This is a genomic window from Streptomyces sp. NPDC127108 (genome assembly GCF_042677545.1).
GTDB lineage: Bacteria > Actinomycetota > Actinomycetes > Streptomycetales > Streptomycetaceae > Streptomyces.
On record NZ_JBHXTE010000066.1, the window covers coordinates 1 to 17,074 of the forward strand.

The window sequence follows — 17,074 nt, forward strand, 5'->3', positions numbered from 1 at the left end:
CCGGTACGACAAGAGGGCCTACGTCTTCCACGGCACCGTCACCACCGCAGCAATCAGACTCTGGCTCCGACCATGATCCGCCGGACAGAACCTAGGCGGGGGCCGGCTTAGGTATGGCCGCCGAGGGTCGGCCCAGGGGCCTGACCTCTGATCAGGCTTCCGGGCCGGATCCGAGAGCTTGGTCTCCCGGCTCCCCCGGCTCCTGTACGTAGCGCAGGACGCCCCACATGCCGAACTCATCGGTGTGCGGGGCGTCCTCGTCGTTCTCCCGGCACAGCGTCAGCTCCCCGTCCAGGGCCGCGACGTCTATGCCGGAGCCGATGAGGACGAGCTGGGTGAGGCGCTTCTCGCCGGGCTCCCACGGCTCGGGGTAGAAGCGCAGGAAGCGCCCTACGGAGTGCACCGCGTAACGGTTGCGGGCGTCGGCGGCACCGAAGTCGACGTACCCCTTGATGCGGTACAGCCCCTCGGGCCTGCTGTCGAGGAAGGCCATCAGACGGCGCGGGTTGAGGGGCGCTTCGGAGGTGAAGGCGAGGCTTTCGTAGCCGACGTGCAGGTGGTGGTGGGCGGGGTCGTCGCAGCCGCATGCGGCGTGGCCTGCGGCGCCGGGCCTGCCGGCGTCGGACCCCTCTGCGCCGGACCCCTCTGTGTCGGGCCGGTCGGAGTCAGGCCACTCCGCGTCGGCCCGGTCGGCCTGTTCGCCGTGGTCGTGCAGGTCGTCGAAGGACAACTGCCCGACGCGCTCCCCCACGGGCTTGCGGTCGAGCAGGAGCGCCACGTCGACGCGTCCGTACGAGGCGGGTACGACGGCCGCGCGGTCGGTGAGGCGGTGCACCTCGGCGAGGACGCGCTCCCGCTCGGCGTCACTCACCCGGTCGGCCTTGTTGACGACGACGAGGTCGGCGATGCCCAGGTGCCGGTCGACCTCCGGATGCCGCTGCCTGGTGGCGTCGAACTCGGCGGCGTCGACGACCTCCACGAGACCGCCGTACACGATGTTCGGGTTCTCGCTGGCCAGCACCATCCGCATCAGCTCCTGCGGCTCGGCGAGCCCGCTGGCCTCGATGACGATGACGTCGATACGGGCGGCCGGGTCGGCCAGCCGCTCCAGGTACTCATCCAGTTCGCTGGCGTCCACGGCGCAGCACAGACAGCCGTTGCCGAGCGACACGGTGGAGTCGCCGAGCGCTCCGGCGACGGCCATCGCGTCGATCTCGATGGACCCGAAATCGTTGACGATCGCGCCGATCCGGCTGCCTCCGCTGCGGTGCAGCAGATGGTTCAGGAGTGTCGTCTTTCCGGAGCCCAAAAAGCCGGTGAGGACGACAACCGGAATCTGCTGCTCACGCACGTGCGGCCCCTCGCGTCAACTCTCATCAAGGTGGATCAAGTCGCTCAAGACGTGTACACATCGCGGGCGACGAAGCTGTACGACGATTGAAGACCGCTCCAGGATATGTGCGCGTAGACGCGCCGGTTGGTGAACGATTGTTAGCGGCGCTCGCGGGGCACACATTGGGCACGGCGCAGGGAATTGTGGACGCCCTTTCCTTCCGTGCGCCTCCTCTCCGCCTCCCAGCCGATCAGAGCCGCTCGGGCACCCTGGGAGACGGCAAGCGCCGCCCATCGCTCGCCGGTCCGCGCCCTGTCGCCCCGCACCCGACGACCGGCGGACGGTCGCCTGATTCGGGGGTTGACATGACCACACAGAAATTCGGCACAGGGAGGCTCTGCTCCGCGGCCGGGGCGGGACTCGCCCTCGCGGCCGGATGCCTCGCGCTCCTGGCCGCCCAGCAGCGCAAGTACGCAGAGCTCCGCGCACAGGCGGACCGGGCGGAGCGCGCCGAGTGGCGGCGCGCCATGATGGCCGAGCAGCAGGAACTCCAGCTCTATCTGCTCCGGAAGGCGATCGAGGACCCCGATCTCGCGGCGGTCTACAGCGTTGCGGAAGCCGGCTCACCCACGCAGCGGCGCCAGTTCCTGTTCGCCAACGCGCTCTACGCGAACGCGGTGCTCGCCTACCGCAGTGGCGTCGTCAGCTGGGAAGAACTCCACGGTCACCTGCGATGGATCTGCACCAACTCGGTCTTCCGTCAGTACTGGCACGCCACCCGCCATCAACGCGCCAGTCTGAAGGACTCCTCCGACGAAGCCCGGGTGGGCCGGATGACGGACGCCATCATCCGCGACCTGGACGAAGCCGACACCGACGAGTACTGGGTCGTGGGCGAACCCCCGCCTGAATAGGGCCGGTTGGAGCAGCCCGTGTCCGGGGTGGGGTAAGGAGCGGCTAACCTGTCCCCGCCCCGTCGTCCGCATCCTGAATGACGCGCGCCGCGGCATGCCCACACCTCGGGGCGACGACCCTTCCCACGTCGGAGCCCCGCTCTTCTCACCCAATCCGCAGCACCCTCCAGACCGATACTCCATTACCGCCCCCTACCCATGACCGCTCACTCCTCAAGGACCGGGATCCAATTGAAGATCGTGCGCCGCATCGGTGCGTCACCACGGGAACGTGGCAGTCTCGCCGGCGACACCTGCCCCGACATCTTCGAACTCAGCAGCGGCGACTTCGCCGTCATCGGGACGGAAGCAACAGCGGCGCTCGACGGCGAGCTCCCCCCTGACGCCGCCCGCGCCGCTCACGAGCGCATCGTGATCGTCAGCCGCGAGACACTCGTCCGTGCGAAGGCCGACATCCCCAACAGCTGATCCGCGGCGTGGAGTGATGACCGGCGCTCACCGCGCCCTCTCCGTCGAGGTCCTCCGGCCACCCCGTTGAGCCCGCCTCCGGATGACGAACTCCTCCGCTCGCCCCCACCGACCTTGCTGTTCCGTGAGGCCCGGCGCCAGACCGGCACCGGGCCTCACAGCCGTTTCCGGCTCCTGCCATCGGCCGCCCGAGGTCACCTCCCCCAGGCCGCCTCAGGCTCCCCCCTCAGGCCACCTCACACCGGGGCCGCCTCAGGCACCCACCCCCTCCGGCGCGGGCACCGGAACCGGCGGGACCGGCCCCGCGTACCGCGCCGCAGGCCGAATGATCTTCGAGTCCTCCGCCTGTTCCAGGATGTTGGCGCTCCACCCGACCACACGTGCCGACGCGAACGTCGGCGTGAACATCTCGCGCGGCAGCCCGCACAGCTCCATGACCACGCCCGCGTAGAACTCCACGTTCGTGTGGAGTTCGCGGCCCGGCTTGAGCTCCGCGAGGATCGCCTCGACCTGCCGCTCCACCTCGACCGCGAACGCGACCAGCTCCCCGCCGAACCCTTGCGCGATGCCGCGGAGCATCCGGGAACGCGGGTCCTCGGTGCGGTACACCGGGTGCCCGAAGCCCATGATGCGCTCGCCCGCGAGAACCCGTTCACGGATCCACGGGTCGATGCGGTCGGGGGTGCCGATGGCGTCGAGCGTGTCCAGGGCCCGGCTCGGGGCGCCACCGTGCAGGGGCCCCGACAGCGCGCCGACGGCACCCACGAGGCAGGCGGCCACATCCGCACCGGTCGAGGCGATGACCCGGCCCGTGAACGTGGACGCGTTGAATCCATGGTCAATCGTGGAGATCAAGTACTGCTCGACCGCACGGGCCCGGTCGGCGTCCGGCTGTGAACCCGTGAGCATGTAGAGGTAGTTGGCGGCGTACGCGAGGTCGTCGCGCGGCTCGACCGGGTCGAGGCCTTGGCCGAGCCGGTACAGCGCGGTGAGCAGCGTCGGCACGACGGCGGACGCGGCGAGCGCGTCGGCGCGCCGCCCGTCGCCGTCGATGTCGTACACCGGGCGGAAGCCCTTGGCGGCCCCGAAGAGCGAGAGGGCCGAGCGCAGCCCGGCGAGCGGCCCGGAAAGGGCGCTGGCCCGGGCGATGCCGGGCAGGGCCGCCCGCACCTCATCGGGGAGGTGCCGCAGCGTGGCGGTCTGCTGGGCGAAGGCGGCCCGCTGCGCGGCGTCCGGCAGCGAGCCGTGGAACATCAGGTGCCAGACGTCCTCGAAGCTGCGGGTCTGCGCGAGCTCCACGGCGGAGTACTGGCGGTAGTGGTAGAAGCCCTCGCGCCCCCGGACGTCACCGAGTTGGGTCTCGGTGACGACGACGCCCGCGAGGCCGCGTGGGACCTCGACGGGAGCGGTGGGGGCGGCGGCGGAGCCATTGATCGGCATGTTGTTCCTCGACTTCCTCCCTGGACTTGATTCGACTGTCCATGCTTGACTGAAGCTATGTCAATATTGATTGAATCAATATGACGATGCGGCTATCGGGACACGGATACGGTGACGCCCATGACGGATCAAGAAGCGGGTCACAGCGCGTTCGCGCGCGCAGACCGCCGCCTCAGCACCAAGGAAGCCGCGGAACTCCTCGGCGTGAAGCCGGAGACCGTGTACGCGTACGTGAGCCGCGGCCAGCTCAGCAGCCGCCGCGGCCCCGGCTCGCGGGGCAGCACCTTCGACCCCAAGGAGGTCCAGGCGCTGGCCCTCAGGAACAGGCGCGAGCCCGCCGCGGCCTCCGGGGCCAACGAACTCTCCGTCCGCACCCGCATCACGCTGATCGAGAAGGACCGCTACTACTTCCGGGGCGTGGACGCGGCCGCGCTGGCCCTGCGCCACTCCTACGAAGAGGTCGCGGAGTGGCTGTGGACCGGCGTGCTGCGGCCGGGCATCCATTTCACGGCGCCCCCGGAGCCGTCCGGATCGGCACGTCTGGCCGTGCGCGCGCTCCCGGAGCACTGCGGACCCACGGACCGCCTGCGCGTGGCGGCCATCGCCGCGGGAGCATCCGACCCGCTCCGCTTCGACCTCTCCGAAGAAGCCGTCATCGGCACGGCCCGCACCCTGATCCCGACGCTCGTGACGGCGCTCCCGCCCCGCCTGCCCGGCCATCGGGACGGCGGCCCGCTCGCCGGGCGCCTGTGGGCACGGCTCAGCGGCCGCGAGCCCGACGACGCCTCCCTGCGCGCCCTGGACACCGCGCTCGCGCTGCTCGTCGACCACGACCTGGCGGCGTCCACGCTGGCGGTCCGCGTCGCGGCATCGGCACGCGCCCACCCGTACGCGGCCGTGTCGGCGGGGCTCGGCGTCCTGGAGGGCCCCCTGCACGGCGCGGCCAGCGGCCTCGCCCACCGCATGCTCCTGGAGGTCCTCGACCGCGGCACGGCGGCACCCGTCGTCGCCAACGAACTGCGCGCGGGCCGCCGGGTCCCCGGCCTCGGCCACCGCGTCTACCAGGGCGAGGACCCCCGCGCGCAGGCACTGTTCGGCCTCCTGGAGAGGATGCCGAAGGCCGGCCCGGCGCTGGCCGCGGCCCGAGACGTAGTGGCCACCACGGCCCGCCACACCGACCTGCACGCCAATGTCGACCTCGCGCTCGCCGTCCTCACGGCGTCGTCCGGCATGGCCGCGGAGGCGGGCGAGACCGTCTTCGCCGTGGCACGCACGGCCGGGTGGATCGCGCACGCCCTGGAGGAGTACGGGGAGCGGCCGATGCGGATGCGTCCCGTGGGGCAGTACGTCGGGACGCGGCCGCCCCAGCCGCTGCCGGAGGCGCACGGCCTGTCCGACGCGTCCGAGGTTCGCGACGCGTCAGAGGTGCCCGACACGCCCGAGGTACCCGGCACGACCGACGCGCCCGGCTCGCCCAGCAGGTGAAACCGGCTGGTCCGGGCCCGGGTTAGGCTCACCTCCGTGAGTACGTGCGCGACCGCCTCGCGGGATCTGGACGAACCTCTGGCGGGCACCGCGGCCACCGCCAGGACCTGGTTGCTCCTGGAACAGCCCGGCCCCTGGGGCGCCAAGGCGCTCACGTCGAGCCACCTCGATCCGGACGTGGGCCGCGCCCTGGAGCGGGCGGCCGAGTCGACCGGCGTGCGGGTCGCCCTCATCCGGCGCCCGGGACGTCACGCCGACTGCCACACACCCGCGCGGCACCGCGTCTACGTCGCCCATACCGTCCCGGGCAACGCCTGGCTGCGCTCCCATGTGGTGGACGAACCACGGCAGTTGCTTGACCTGGACTTCACGGCGCTCGGCGCGGGCGACCACGGAGGCTTCGGCACTCCGCACACGGGCGAGCCGCTGGCGCTCGTGTGCACGAACGGCAAGCGCGACCGCTGCTGCGCCCTGCTCGGCAGGCCGCTGGCCGGTGAGCTGACCGCCTCCGGTGAAGAAGGCATCTGGGAGATCACTCATCTGGGTGGTCATCGTTTCTCCCCCACGCTCCTCGTCCTGCCGCACGGCTACGCGTACGGCAGGACCGGGGCGCACGCCGTCAAGGAGATCCTGCAGGCGGTGCGTGAGGACCGCGTCGTCACCGAAGGGTGCCGGGGCAACTCCGCCTGGGAACGCCCCGGACAGGCCGCCGAGCTGGCGGTGCGCACGGCCGCGCGGGAGGACGCGCTCGGAGCGCTCAGCGTCGTGGGCACGACAGGCTGCGCTCCGCGCTGGGAGGTCACGGTCGCCCACACCGGCGGACGGCGCTGGCAGGTCACCGTCGCGCAGGGCGCCTCATTGCCGCCGCGTCCGGAGAGCTGCGGGGCGGCGCTGGGGTCGCCCGCGCGGATGGACGTGGTGGCGGTGCGGGAGATCGCGTAGGGCCGCTCCGGACAGCAGGCTCTGGTGGTCCCGTGAAGCCGCCCGGACAGCGGGCTCCTGGTGACCGCGTGAAACCGCCCGGACAGCACCCTCCTGGTGGTCGCGTAAAGCCGACCGGACAGCACCGCTCCCGAAAGATCACGCAGGCCTGTCGGCCGACGGGCTCCCGGGAGATCCACGCCACACTCCCTTCGGAGCAGGCCGCCCCTCGCCGTACCGTTCGTACACATGAGCCCGACTCCCCCTGCCCGACGTCTGCGCCTCGGCCTGCCGCGGCGCGTCTTCTCGCAGGTGCTGCTGATGCAGCTGGCGATCGCCGCCGGGGTGGCCGTGCTCGCCACCGGGCTCTTCCTCGCGCCGCTCAGCGACCAGCTGGACGACCAGGCGATGCGCCGGGCCCTCGCCATCGCGCAGACGACGGCGGCGCAGCCCCGGATCGCCCAGGACCTGGTCTCCTCGCGTCCCGCGGCCGACGGTCCTGTGCAGGCCGCGGCGGAGCGGATCCGCAAGGCCAGCGGCGCCGAGTACGTCGTGATCATGAACAAGGAGGGTGTGCGCTGGTCGCACACGGACCGTGACGAGGTGGGCAGGGTCGTCTCGACGGACCCCAGCGACGCGCTCGCGGGCCGCGACGTCATGGAGATCGACAACGGCACGCTCGGCCGCTCCGCGCGCGGGAAGGTGCCCTTGCGGAACGCGAGCGGCACGATCGTGGGCGCTGTCTCCGTAGGCATCGAGTACGACAGTGTGCGCGCCCGGCTGATCCATACGATCCCGAGCCTGTTCGCGTACGCGGGCGGGGCGCTGGCCGTCGGTGCGCTCGCCGCCTATCTGATCTCGCGCAGGGTGCACCGTCAGACGCGTGACCTCGCGTTCTCCGACATCTCGGCGTTGCTCGCGGAGCGTGAGGCGATGCTGCACGGCATCCGTGAGGGGGTCGTCGCCCTGGACCGCGGCGGCAGGATCCGGCTGCTCAACGACGAGGCGCAGCGGCTCCTGGGGCTCGGTACGGAGGCGATCGGGGCGTCCCTGGAGGCAGCACTCGGTGAGGGCCGCACCGCCGATGTCCTGTCGGGCCACGTCACCGGCACCGACCTGCTGACGGTACGCGGCCAGCGGGTCCTGGTCGCCAACCGCATGCCCACAGATGACGGCGGCGCCGTCGCGACCCTCCGCGACCGCACCGAGCTGGAACAGCTCGGCCGGGAACTCGACTCCACGCGTGGCCTCATCGACGCCCTGCGCGCCCAGGACCACGAGCACGCCAACCGCATGCACACGCTGCTCGGCCTGCTCGAACTGGAGATGTACGAGGAGGCCGCGGAGTTCGTGGGCGAGGTGGCGGGCGCGCACCGGGTGACCGCCGAGCAGATCACCGAGAAGATCCACGACCCGCTCCTGTCGGCCCTCCTGGTCGGCAAGGCGACCGTCGCCGCTGAGCGTGGCGTGGCGCTCGCCGTCTCGGGGGACACCGCCCTGCCGGACCGGCTCGTCGACCCCGGTGGTCTCGTCACGATCGTCGGCAACCTCGTCGACAACGCGCTGGACGCCGCGGCGACCCTGCGGCCCGGGGGCGGGGGCATCGGGCACGCGCGCGTGGAGGTCGCGTTGCGCACCGAGGGACCGGAGGGGCGCACGGTGGTGCTTCGGGTACGCGACTCGGGTCCCGGTGTGCCGGCGGAGCAGCGTGAGTCGGTGTTCATGGAGGGCTGGAGCACCAAGGAGCCGCCTGCGCACGGGAAGCGCGGTATCGGGCTGGCCCTGGTGCGCAGGCTCGCCGAGCGGCAGGGCGGGAGTGCGGCGGTCGGTGCGGCGCCCGGTGGTGGCGCCGAGTTCACGGTCGTACTGCCCGAGGGGCTCGCGGAACCGCGGCCGGTGGTCACGGAGGAGGCACGATGATCGAGGTTCTGGTCGTGGACGACGACGTGCGCGTGGCGCACGTCAATGCGGCCTACGTGGAGAAGGTTCCGGGTTTCCGGGTGGCCGGGCGCGCGCACAGCGCCACCGAGGCGTTGCGTCTCGTCGAGGAGCTGCCGGTGGATCTGGTGCTGCTCGACCACTATCTGCCGGACGAGACGGGCCTGGCGGTGGTCCGCTCGCTGCGTGAGCGCGGTCATCAGACCGACGTGATCATGGTGACGGCGGCCCGTGACATCGCCACGGTGCAGGCCGCGATGCGTCACGGCGCGCTGCAGTACCTGGTCAAACCCTTCTCGTACGCGGGACTTCGCGCCAAGCTCGACGCGTACGCGACGCTGCGCCGCACCCTCGAAGCCGGCGGCGAGGCGGAGCAGGCCGAGGTCGACCGCATTTTCGGTGCCCTCTCGGCCACACCGGTCCCGGAGCTGCCCAAGGGTCACTCCCCTACGACCGCGGAGCTGGTCCGCAGGGCCCTGATGGCGGCTGAGGGGCCGATCTCCGCCCAGGACCTCGCGGAGCGCACGGGGTTGAGCCGGCAGACCGCACAGCGCTATCTGAAGCTCCTGGAGCGCACGGGCCGTGTGCGGCTGAGCCTGAAGTACGGCGACACGGGCCGCCCCGAACACCGCTATGCGTGGTCGTCCTCCTCCTGACCCGCTACGCGGCGCCCGCTCCCGTCAGCGACCGCACTTCCGTCTCCGCGTGCTTGGCCTCGTCCGCCGGGTCCGACGAGGTGACCGTGCCGAACCATCCCGCGAGGAAGCCGAGCGGAATCGACACGATGCCGGGGTTCTCCAGCGGGAAGTACTGGAAGTCCACACCGGGGAAGAGGGATGTCGGGCTTCCGGAGACCACGGGCGACAGCGCCACGAGCACCAGCGCGGGCAGCAGTCCGCCGTAGACGGACCAGACGGCGCCGCGCGTGGTGAACTGCCGCCAGAACAGCGAGTAGAGCAGCACCGGAAGGTTCGCGGACGCCGCGACCGCGAAGGCCAGGCCGACGAGGAAGGCGACGTTGAGATCTCGGGCGACCAGGCCGAGTCCGATCGCGACCGCGCCGATCCCCACCGCCGCGACCCGCGCCACCGCGACCTCGCTGCGCGGCTTGGCGTTCTTGCGCCGCAGCGAGGCGTACAGGTCGTGGGCCACGGACGCGGAGGAGGCGAGCGTGATTCCGGCGACGACGGCGAGGATCGTGGCGAACGCGACGGCTGCCACGACCGCAAAAAGAACCGTTCCGCCTGTGGAATCCGCACCGCCACCCAGATCGAGCGCGAGCAGCGGAACGGCCGTATTGCCCGCCGCGTTGGAACCGCGCACCGCGTCGGTGCCGACGATCGCCGCCGCACCGAACCCGAGCACGATCGTCATCAGGTAGAAGCTGCCGATGAGGCCGATGGACCAGACGACCGAACGTCGGGCGGCCCGTGCGGTCGGCACGGTGTAGAAGCGCGACAGGATGTGCGGCAGCCCGGCGGTGCCGAGCACCAGCGCGAGGCCGAGGCTGATGAAGTCGAACCGCGAGGTCCAGTCCCCGCCGTACTTCAGCCCGGGCGCCAGGAACTGCCCGCCGTGCCCACTGCGGTCGGCGGCCGTCCGCAGCAGTTGGTCGAAGTCGCCGTGGAAACGCATCAGTACGAGCACGGTCAGCGCGATCGCCCCGGCCATCAGCAGGACCGCCTTGACGATCTGGATCCATGTGGTGGCCCGCATCCCTCCCATCGACACATAGATGACCATCAGCGCGCCGACGCCGATCACCGTCCAGGTCTGCGCCGCCTCGCTCGTCCCGCCCAGCAGCAACGCGACCAGTGAGCCCGCCCCCACCATCTGCGCCACCAGATAGAGAACGGACACGGTCACCGAGGAAGTTCCCGCGGCGATCCGCACCGGCCGCTCCCGCATCCGCGCCGCCACCACGTCGGCGAGCGTGAACCGCCCGCAGTTCCGCACCAGTTCGGCCACCAGGAACAGCACGACGAGCCAGGCCACCAGGAAGCCCACCGAGTAGAGCAGCCCGTCGTAGCCGTAGAGCGCGATCAGACCGGAGATACCGAGGAACGAGGCCGCCGACATGTAGTCGCCCGCGATGGCAAAACCATTCTCCATGGGCGAGAACAACCGACCGCCCGCGTAGAACTCCTCCGCGGAGCCGTGCCGGTTGCGGCTCACATACGTCGTGATCCCCAGCGTGACCGCCACGAACGCCCCGAACAGGACCAACGCCAGCGTCTGGTGATCCCCCGTCACCGCTCGGCCCCCTGGCGCAGTTCCTGCTCCCGCTTCTGCTCGAAAACGGCCCACCGCAGATCCAGCGCCGCTTTGTCCCGCCGCAACCGCGCATGCCGTGCGTACGCCCACGTCAGCAGGAACGTTGTGGCGAACTGGGCGAGGCCCGCGACCATCGCGACGTTCACCGCTCCGCTGACCGGGCGCGCCATCAGCCCCGGCGCCGCCGTCGCGGTCACGACGTACGCCACGTACCAGGTGAAGAAGGCCGCCACGGCGGGGATCACGAACCTTCGGTACCGACGGCGGACCTCCTGGAAGGCCGCGCTCGCCTGCACCTCCAGGTAGATGTCGGCGGCACTTCGCTCCGGCGCGGCGGTCGGCGCCGGTACGGCGGCCGCCGCGGGTGCGCCGGTCCCGTCCAGCTCGCCCCATCCGGAGGCCAGCTCGTCGTACCACGGATCCTTCAGATCGCCGGGCCGGACCCGCCCGGCGTCGCGGCCGTCGTGCTTCTCCACCGAACTCTCCTTGTCCGCGGCCTGATCCGGCCGCGTGCCCAAGGATGGGCAGATCGGGAAGATCCGTGACTCTTCTCTCCCTGCTCTTCACCCCATCAGGTGACGGAAGCCCCTCACGCCCGTGTTCTGCCCGGCGGCTGCGCGAGACCGTGCCGGTAGGCGTAACGCACCGCCTGCGCACGGTCCTTGAGGCCCGCCTTGGCGAAGAGGTTGTTGATGTGGGTCTTCACGGTGGCGGTGGAGACATGCAGCGCCCGCGCGATCTCCTGATTCGTCATCCCTTCCGCGATCAGCGCGATCACTTCCGTTTCCCGCAGGGTCAGTCCGTCGGGCGGCTCCACCGGGCGCGAGGCCTCCGCGGGCTCCGAAAGCCGCTCGAGGAGGCGCCGTTGGATCTTCGGCGAGAGCCCCGCGTCCCCCGAGAGCACGTCTTCGACGGCCCGCACGATCTCCTCACCGCCCGCGTCCTTGGTGAGATAGCCCCGCGCGCCGGCCTTCAGCGCCGGGAATAGCGACTCGTCGTCGGCGTACGTCGTGAGCACCACGACCTGCGTGCCCGGATACTGCGACCGGATCCGCCGCGTGGCCTCCGCCCCGTCGCAGCGCGGCATCCGCAGGTCCATCAGGACCACGTCCGGCGAGAGCTCCGCGACGAGCCGCACCGCCTCCTCGCCATCGCCCCCGGACCCGACGACCTCGATGCCCGGCAGCAGCCCCAGCAGCATCACGATCCCCTCGCGCACCACGGTCTGATCGTCGACGACGACCACCCGCGCGGGCGGCCTGCCCCCACCACCTGGGCCGGCGCCCTGCGGAACCGCACCCTCACCGCTGCTGCCCGTACCCCGTCGACCCGCGACACCAGCACCAGCACCAGCCTCGTGGGACCCCTCGTCCCTCGTCATCCTGGCACCTTCAACCGCACCGCGAAGCCTTCCTGTTCCGGCCCTGCCTCCAGCGAGCCGCCCAGCAACTCGGCGCGCTCCCGCATCCCCAGCAGACCGTACCCGGCTCCCGAAGCCGCGAGTTCGCCCGACGAACCGCCCGAGTCCCGCACGTCCAGCGTCACCTCCCCCTCCCCGTACTCCAGGAGGACCGTCACCTTGGCCCCCCGCGCGTGCTTGCGCACGTTCGTCAACGCCTCCTGAGCCACTCGGCGCACCGCCTGGGACGCCTCCGCCGTCAGGGCCCGCCGCTCCCCGGCGACCGCCACCGACGCCCCGTCCGACACCACCAGTTCCCGCAGGAAGTCCTCCACCGGCGTCATCTCACCACGCAGCGCGGACAGTGCCTGACGGGTCTCGGCCAGTCCTTCGGAGGCCATGGAACGGGCGGCCACCACGCGTCCGAGGATCTGCTGCCGGTCGCCGTCCCCCTCGATCAACAGCCGGGCCGCCTCCAGGTGGACGAGCTGCGCGGACAGGCTGTGCGCCAGCACGTCGTGGATCTCCCTGGCGATGCGCCCCCGCTCGGCCAACGCCGCCGACTCGGCCTCGGCAGCCCGTGCCGCGCGCTCCTGGGCCAGCAACTGCTGGGCGTTGCCCCGGGCTTCCGCGTCCAGCCGCAGCACGTACCCGGCGAGGGCGAGCCCCGCGGTGACGGCCGCCGTCGTGGGCCAGGGGTCCTCGTTCACCAGGGCGAACGACCCAAGTGCCGTCCCTGCGGTGATCACGGCCGCTCCCAGGGGCAACCGCTCCATCGACATGATGGCGGCGGCGCACCACAGCACGGTCGCCGGAAGGTCGAAGCCGGTCGCGTGGGCCGCGGAGCCCACCGCCAGGACGACAACGATCGACCCCAGCGACAGCCACAGCCGCTGCTCCAGCGTGGCGCGGAAGAACACCACGAGGGATGCCCCGCAGACGACGATGGCGACCAGCCCCAGCGCGATCCCCCAGCCCGGGACCCCTCCCCGGAACAGGGTGCTCCACAGCAGCAGGCTGATGAACACCGCGCGCACGAGCCAGCTGAGCAGCCGCCGCGGACGCGTCACCCTCTCGCTGGACAGGGCCTCGCGTGACGGCCAGCGCGTCCAGGTGTCGAGCGTGCCGGTTCCCCCGTCCTCGCGGGGAGCCCCGTGGCCGGCGGGGTCTGTCCCCATCAGTGTGGGCATTTTGTCACCGTACGCCGTCGGCCAGGGCTCGCGCCGGGCGCAGGGCCTGGGCTCGCAGTTCCAGGATGCCCGCGCGCACCAGCAGCGACGCGGCCAGGGCGACCAGGAGCGCACCGGAGCCCTGGTGGATGCCGATGAGGAGGCCTATCCCCATGAGCCCGAGCCGGGCGGCTATGCCGACGACCCAGACGATCGCTGTGGACTTGGTGCCGCGAGTCCATACGGACCCGTCCTGCTCGGCCCAGACGCGGCTTGTCCAGGCCCAGGCGACACCCATCAGCAGCCCCACGACGATCTCACCGCCGAGCAGCACGACGGAGGCCGTCTCGTGCTGCGTGTCGACGACACCGGATCCCGTGAGGCCGACGTAGCCGAGCACCACGGGCAGCAGCCACCAGCGCTTGGAGCCCGTCATGCGCTGCGGCTGGGTCTGGCGTACGACGACGAGAGCGACTGCGGCAAGGATCAGCAGCGCGTTGGCGAACCCGGGCATAACGGCCTCCGATGGCATGCGCGGACGAAGAAGACGGATGAAGAAGTACGCCTTCGACGCTACGGAATCAGCCTGGTCAGAGGATCGGAGCGCGGGTGGATCATGGGTGGACCCGACGTCTCCACCCATGGGTGGAGACGCCCGTCACGAAGCCCTGCAGCCCTGCAAACGCGGGCGCCCCGTGTGCCCCGGGCGCCCTATAAGGGCGCACCCGGCGCACACGGGGCACTCACACGTTCAAGCACACGCCCGCACGGACCTCACGCGTCGATGCGCGACCGGTCCAGGGTCGCCGCCGAGCTCGTGATGAACTCCTTGCGCGGCGCGACCTCATTGCCCATGAGCAGGTCGAAGACCTGCTCCGCCGACTCGAGGTCGGAGATGTTGATCCGGCGCAGGGTGCGAAAGCGCGGGTCCATGGTCGTCTCGGCCAGCTGGTCGGCGTCCATCTCGCCCAGGCCCTTGTAGCGCTGGATGGAGTCCTTGTACCGCACGCCCTTGCGCTCGAACTCCAGCAGGGTGTCGCGCAGCTCGCGGTCCGAGTACGTGTAGACGTACTTGTCCTGGCCCTTCTTGGGCTGGACCAGCTCGATCCGGTGCAGCGGCGGCACGGCGGCGAACACGCGGCCCGCCTCGACCATGGGCCGCATGTAGCGCTGGAACAGGGTCAGCAGCAGGATGCGGATGTGCGCGCCGTCGACATCGGCGTCGACCAGCAGGATGATCTTGCCGTAGCGCGCCGCGTCGATGTCGAAGGTCCGGCCGGACCCGGCTCCTATGACCTGGATGATCGCGCCGCACTCGGCGTTCTTGAGCATGTCCGAGACCGAGGCCTTCTGGACGTTGAGGATCTTGCCGCGGATGGGCAGCAGGGCCTGGAACTCGGAGTTCCGGGCGAGCTTGGCGGTGCCGAGGGCGGAGTCCCCCTCGACGATGAACAGCTCGCTGCGGTCGACGTCGTCGCTGCGGCAGTCGGCGAGCTTCGCGGGCAGCGAGGAGGACTCCAGGGCGGTCTTCCGACGCTGGGCGTCCTTGTGCTGGCGGGCCGCGATGCGTGTGCGTGCGGCGGCGACGGCCTTCTCCATGACGGAGCGCGCCTGCGCCTTGGCGTCACGCTTGGTGGAGGTCAGGAACGCCTTGAGCTCCTTGGCGATGACGTTGGCGACGATGCGGTTGGCGGCCGAGGTACCGAGGACTTCCTTCGTCTGGCCCTCGAACTGCGGCTCCGCGAGGCGCACGGTGACGACGGCGGTGAGGCCTTCCAGGGCGTCGTCCTTGACGATGTCGTCCTCGGCGACGCGCAGTAGCTTCTGCGCGCGCAGCGCCTCGTTCATCGTCTTCGTGAGCGACCGCTCGAAGCCGGTCACATGCGTGCCGCCCTTGGGGGTGGCGATGATGTTGACGAAGGACCTGACCGTCGTGTCGTAGCCGGTGCCCCAGCGCAGCGCGACGTCCACGCCGAGCTCCCGCGTGACCTCGGTCGGCGTCATCTGGCCATGGTCGTCGAGGACGGGCACGGTCTCCTTGAAGGTGCCCTGGCCGGAGAAGCGGAGGACGTCGCAGACGGCCTTGTCCTGTGCCAGGTACTCGCAGAACTCGCTGATTCCGCCGTCGAAGCGGAAGGATTCCTCGCCCTTCGTGCCGCCCTCACCGAGGCCGAACTCGTCCCGCACGACGATGGTCAGTCCGGGCACCAGGAAGGCGGTCTGGCGGGCGCGCTGATGCAGGTTCTCCAGGCTGAGCCTGGCGTCCTTGAGGAAGATCTGGCGGTCGGCCCAGTAGCGCACGCGCGTGCCGGTGCGGGCCTTGGGGATCTTCTTGACCTTGCTCAGCCGTGCCGCCGGGTCGAAGGCCGCGTCCGCGCCGGGCTTGGCGAAGGCCCCGGGGACACCGCGCCGGAAGCTGATGGCGTGCGTGTGTCCGGCGCGGTCCACCTCGACGTCGAGGCGGGCCGACAGGGCGTTCACCACGGAGGCGCCCACGCCGTGCAGGCCGCCGGAGGCCGCGTACGAGCCGCCGCCGAACTTGCCACCCGCGTGCAGCTTGGTCATGACGACCTCGACTCCGGAGAGCCCGGTCTTGGGCTCGACGTCGACCGGGATGCCTCGGCCGTTGTCCCGGACCTCTACGGAGGCGTCGTCGTGGAGGATGACCTCGATGTGGTCGCAGTACCCGCCCAGGGCCTCGTCGACGGAGTTGTCGATGATCTCCCAGAGGCAGTGCATCAGACCGCGGCTGTCCGTCGACCCGATGTACATGCCCGGACGCTTGCGGACGGCTTCGAGCCCCTCCAGGACGAGAAGGTGCCGCGCGGTGTAGTTGGAACCGTCCCGGTCTGCTCCGGTCAGCAACGCTGTGGACGGCACGGACGTCTCGGCGGTCACGCGGTTCGCTCCTCGCTGAATTTCAAGGGAGGCCCTTTGGGGTAAGGGCTCGGCTTCTACTGCCCGTCAGAGGGTACCGAGGCCTGGTAGAGCCGTTGTCACGCCACCCTCGACTCGGCCCAGACTAGTCCAGAAGCGCACGCGTGTTCGATCGCTCGATGGAGTGAAGCACACATCACGTTCCCTTCCAGGCATGAACCATTTAGGCTCCGGGCACGTCCTCATGAACAACCGGCAAGCCAGCCGGCGAGGACCTGACCTGACAGACAGCGCGAAACCGTACGACAGCAATACGGCACATTCGCCGCCAACCGGCAGCAGACAGCCACCCCGAATGAAAAATTCGAGGAAAAGCCACGAGCGGGAACGTTTTCGGCCTGGTTGGATGTTGACCCTGGTACGACAGCTCGTCGAGCTAGAGAAGAGGCGACGTGACTACTGTTCTGACCCCCGCGAGCCCCCTGACGGCCGCTGACCGCTGCGACCGCTGCGGCGCACAGGCGTACCTGCGCGTCGTCCTGTTGAGCGGCGGTGAACTGCTCTTCTGCGCCCACCACGGTCGCAAGTTCGAGCCGGAACTCAAGAAGATCGCCGCCGAGATACAGGATGAGACGGAGCGCCTGACCGCTGTGCCGGCCAGCTCATCCGAAGAGGAACGCTGAAGCCTCGCACGACGACGAGCGAGCGCCGGACCACCAGACCGGCGACCGGGGGGGGGGGGCGGGGGGCCCGCCCCCCCCAACCCCCCCACCACGCCCCCCCCCCCCCCCCCCCCCCCCCCCACCCCCCCCACCCCCCCCCCCCCCCCCCCCCCCCACACCCCCCCCCCCCACAC

15 protein-coding genes are annotated in these 17,074 nt (G+C 70.9%); 7 read left to right on the forward strand and 8 right to left on the reverse strand.

Features of this window, described 5'->3' with window-relative positions:
* Positions 1-151: 151 nt before the first annotated feature.
* Positions 152-1,351 carry a CobW family GTP-binding protein gene (locus tag ACFVHO_RS37205; RefSeq protein ID WP_385724828.1) on the reverse strand — a complete coding sequence of 400 codons (1,200 nt, stop codon included), beginning with the start codon at positions 1,349-1,351 and terminating at the stop codon, positions 152-154.
* A 347-nt stretch (positions 1,352-1,698) separates the two neighbouring features.
* On the opposite strand from ACFVHO_RS37205, the gene ACFVHO_RS37210 reads away from it, so the two are divergent.
* Positions 1,699-2,247, forward strand: coding sequence for a DUF6082 family protein (locus tag ACFVHO_RS37210; RefSeq protein WP_385724829.1), 549 nt, complete (start codon positions 1,699-1,701; stop codon positions 2,245-2,247).
* A gap of 231 nt (positions 2,248-2,478) precedes the next feature.
* The gene (locus tag ACFVHO_RS37215; RefSeq protein ID WP_385724831.1) at positions 2,479-2,715 is read left to right on the forward strand and encodes a hypothetical protein; all 237 of its coding nucleotides are present in this window, start codon (positions 2,479-2,481) and stop codon (positions 2,713-2,715) included.
* 252 nt (positions 2,716-2,967) lie between these two features.
* Here ACFVHO_RS37215 and ACFVHO_RS37220 read toward each other — a convergent pair whose 3' ends face one another.
* On the reverse strand, positions 2,968-4,155 hold the full coding sequence (locus ACFVHO_RS37220; RefSeq protein WP_385724833.1) for a citrate synthase/methylcitrate synthase: 1,188 nt from the start codon (positions 4,153-4,155) through the stop codon (positions 2,968-2,970).
* 120 nt (positions 4,156-4,275) lie between these two features.
* Between ACFVHO_RS37220 and ACFVHO_RS37225 the strand changes: the two genes are divergently transcribed.
* The 4 genes from ACFVHO_RS37225 (at position 4,276) to ACFVHO_RS37240 (ending at position 9,155) form a co-directional block, all read left to right on the forward strand.
* Positions 4,276-5,640 (forward strand): citrate synthase, encoded by a 1,365-nt coding sequence (locus ACFVHO_RS37225; protein WP_385724835.1) that lies wholly within the window; start codon positions 4,276-4,278, stop codon positions 5,638-5,640.
* Positions 5,641-5,676: 36 nt separating this feature from the next.
* A complete protein-coding gene (locus tag ACFVHO_RS37230) occupies positions 5,677-6,582 on the forward strand; it encodes a sucrase ferredoxin (RefSeq protein ID WP_385724836.1) in 906 nt (301 codons plus the stop codon).
* A 228-nt stretch (positions 6,583-6,810) separates the two neighbouring features.
* Positions 6,811-8,481 (forward strand): ATP-binding protein, encoded by a 1,671-nt coding sequence (locus ACFVHO_RS37235; RefSeq protein WP_385724838.1) that lies wholly within the window; start codon positions 6,811-6,813, stop codon positions 8,479-8,481.
* The gene (locus ACFVHO_RS37240; protein ID WP_385724840.1) at positions 8,478-9,155 is read left to right on the forward strand and encodes a response regulator; all 678 of its coding nucleotides are present in this window, start codon (positions 8,478-8,480) and stop codon (positions 9,153-9,155) included. Before ACFVHO_RS37235 ends, ACFVHO_RS37240 begins: the two co-directional genes overlap by 4 nt.
* Before the next feature lie 4 nt (positions 9,156-9,159).
* On the opposite strand, the gene ACFVHO_RS37245 is transcribed toward ACFVHO_RS37240, so the two are convergent.
* The 6 genes from ACFVHO_RS37245 to ACFVHO_RS37270 form a co-directional block, all read right to left on the reverse strand.
* A complete protein-coding gene (locus ACFVHO_RS37245; RefSeq protein ID WP_385724842.1) occupies positions 9,160-10,752 on the reverse strand; it encodes a cation acetate symporter in 1,593 nt (530 codons plus the stop codon).
* The gene (locus ACFVHO_RS37250; RefSeq protein ID WP_385724843.1) at positions 10,749-11,249 is read right to left on the reverse strand and encodes a DUF485 domain-containing protein; all 501 of its coding nucleotides are present in this window, start codon (positions 11,247-11,249) and stop codon (positions 10,749-10,751) included. The genes ACFVHO_RS37245 and ACFVHO_RS37250 overlap by 4 nt, the downstream gene beginning before the upstream one ends.
* A gap of 113 nt (positions 11,250-11,362) precedes the next feature.
* On the reverse strand, positions 11,363-11,974 hold the full coding sequence (locus ACFVHO_RS37255; protein WP_385724880.1) for a response regulator: 612 nt from the start codon (positions 11,972-11,974) through the stop codon (positions 11,363-11,365).
* A gap of 176 nt (positions 11,975-12,150) precedes the next feature.
* Positions 12,151-13,350 (reverse strand): sensor histidine kinase, encoded by a 1,200-nt coding sequence (locus ACFVHO_RS37260; RefSeq protein WP_385724882.1) that lies wholly within the window; start codon positions 13,348-13,350, stop codon positions 12,151-12,153.
* Between the two features lie 16 nt (positions 13,351-13,366).
* Positions 13,367-13,855 carry a DUF1453 domain-containing protein gene (locus tag ACFVHO_RS37265; protein ID WP_385724845.1) on the reverse strand — a complete coding sequence of 163 codons (489 nt, stop codon included), beginning with the start codon at positions 13,853-13,855 and terminating at the stop codon, positions 13,367-13,369.
* 260 nt (positions 13,856-14,115) lie between these two features.
* Entirely contained in the window at positions 14,116-16,239 is a 2,124-nt protein-coding gene (locus ACFVHO_RS37270; RefSeq protein WP_385724847.1) for a type IIA DNA topoisomerase subunit B, read from the reverse strand.
* Positions 16,240-16,670: 431 nt separating this feature from the next.
* Here ACFVHO_RS37270 and ACFVHO_RS37275 point away from each other — a divergent pair, with 431 nt between their 5' ends.
* The gene (locus tag ACFVHO_RS37275; RefSeq protein WP_030357361.1) at positions 16,671-16,901 is read left to right on the forward strand and encodes a hypothetical protein; all 231 of its coding nucleotides are present in this window, start codon (positions 16,671-16,673) and stop codon (positions 16,899-16,901) included.
* Positions 16,902-17,074: the final 173 nt, after the last annotated feature.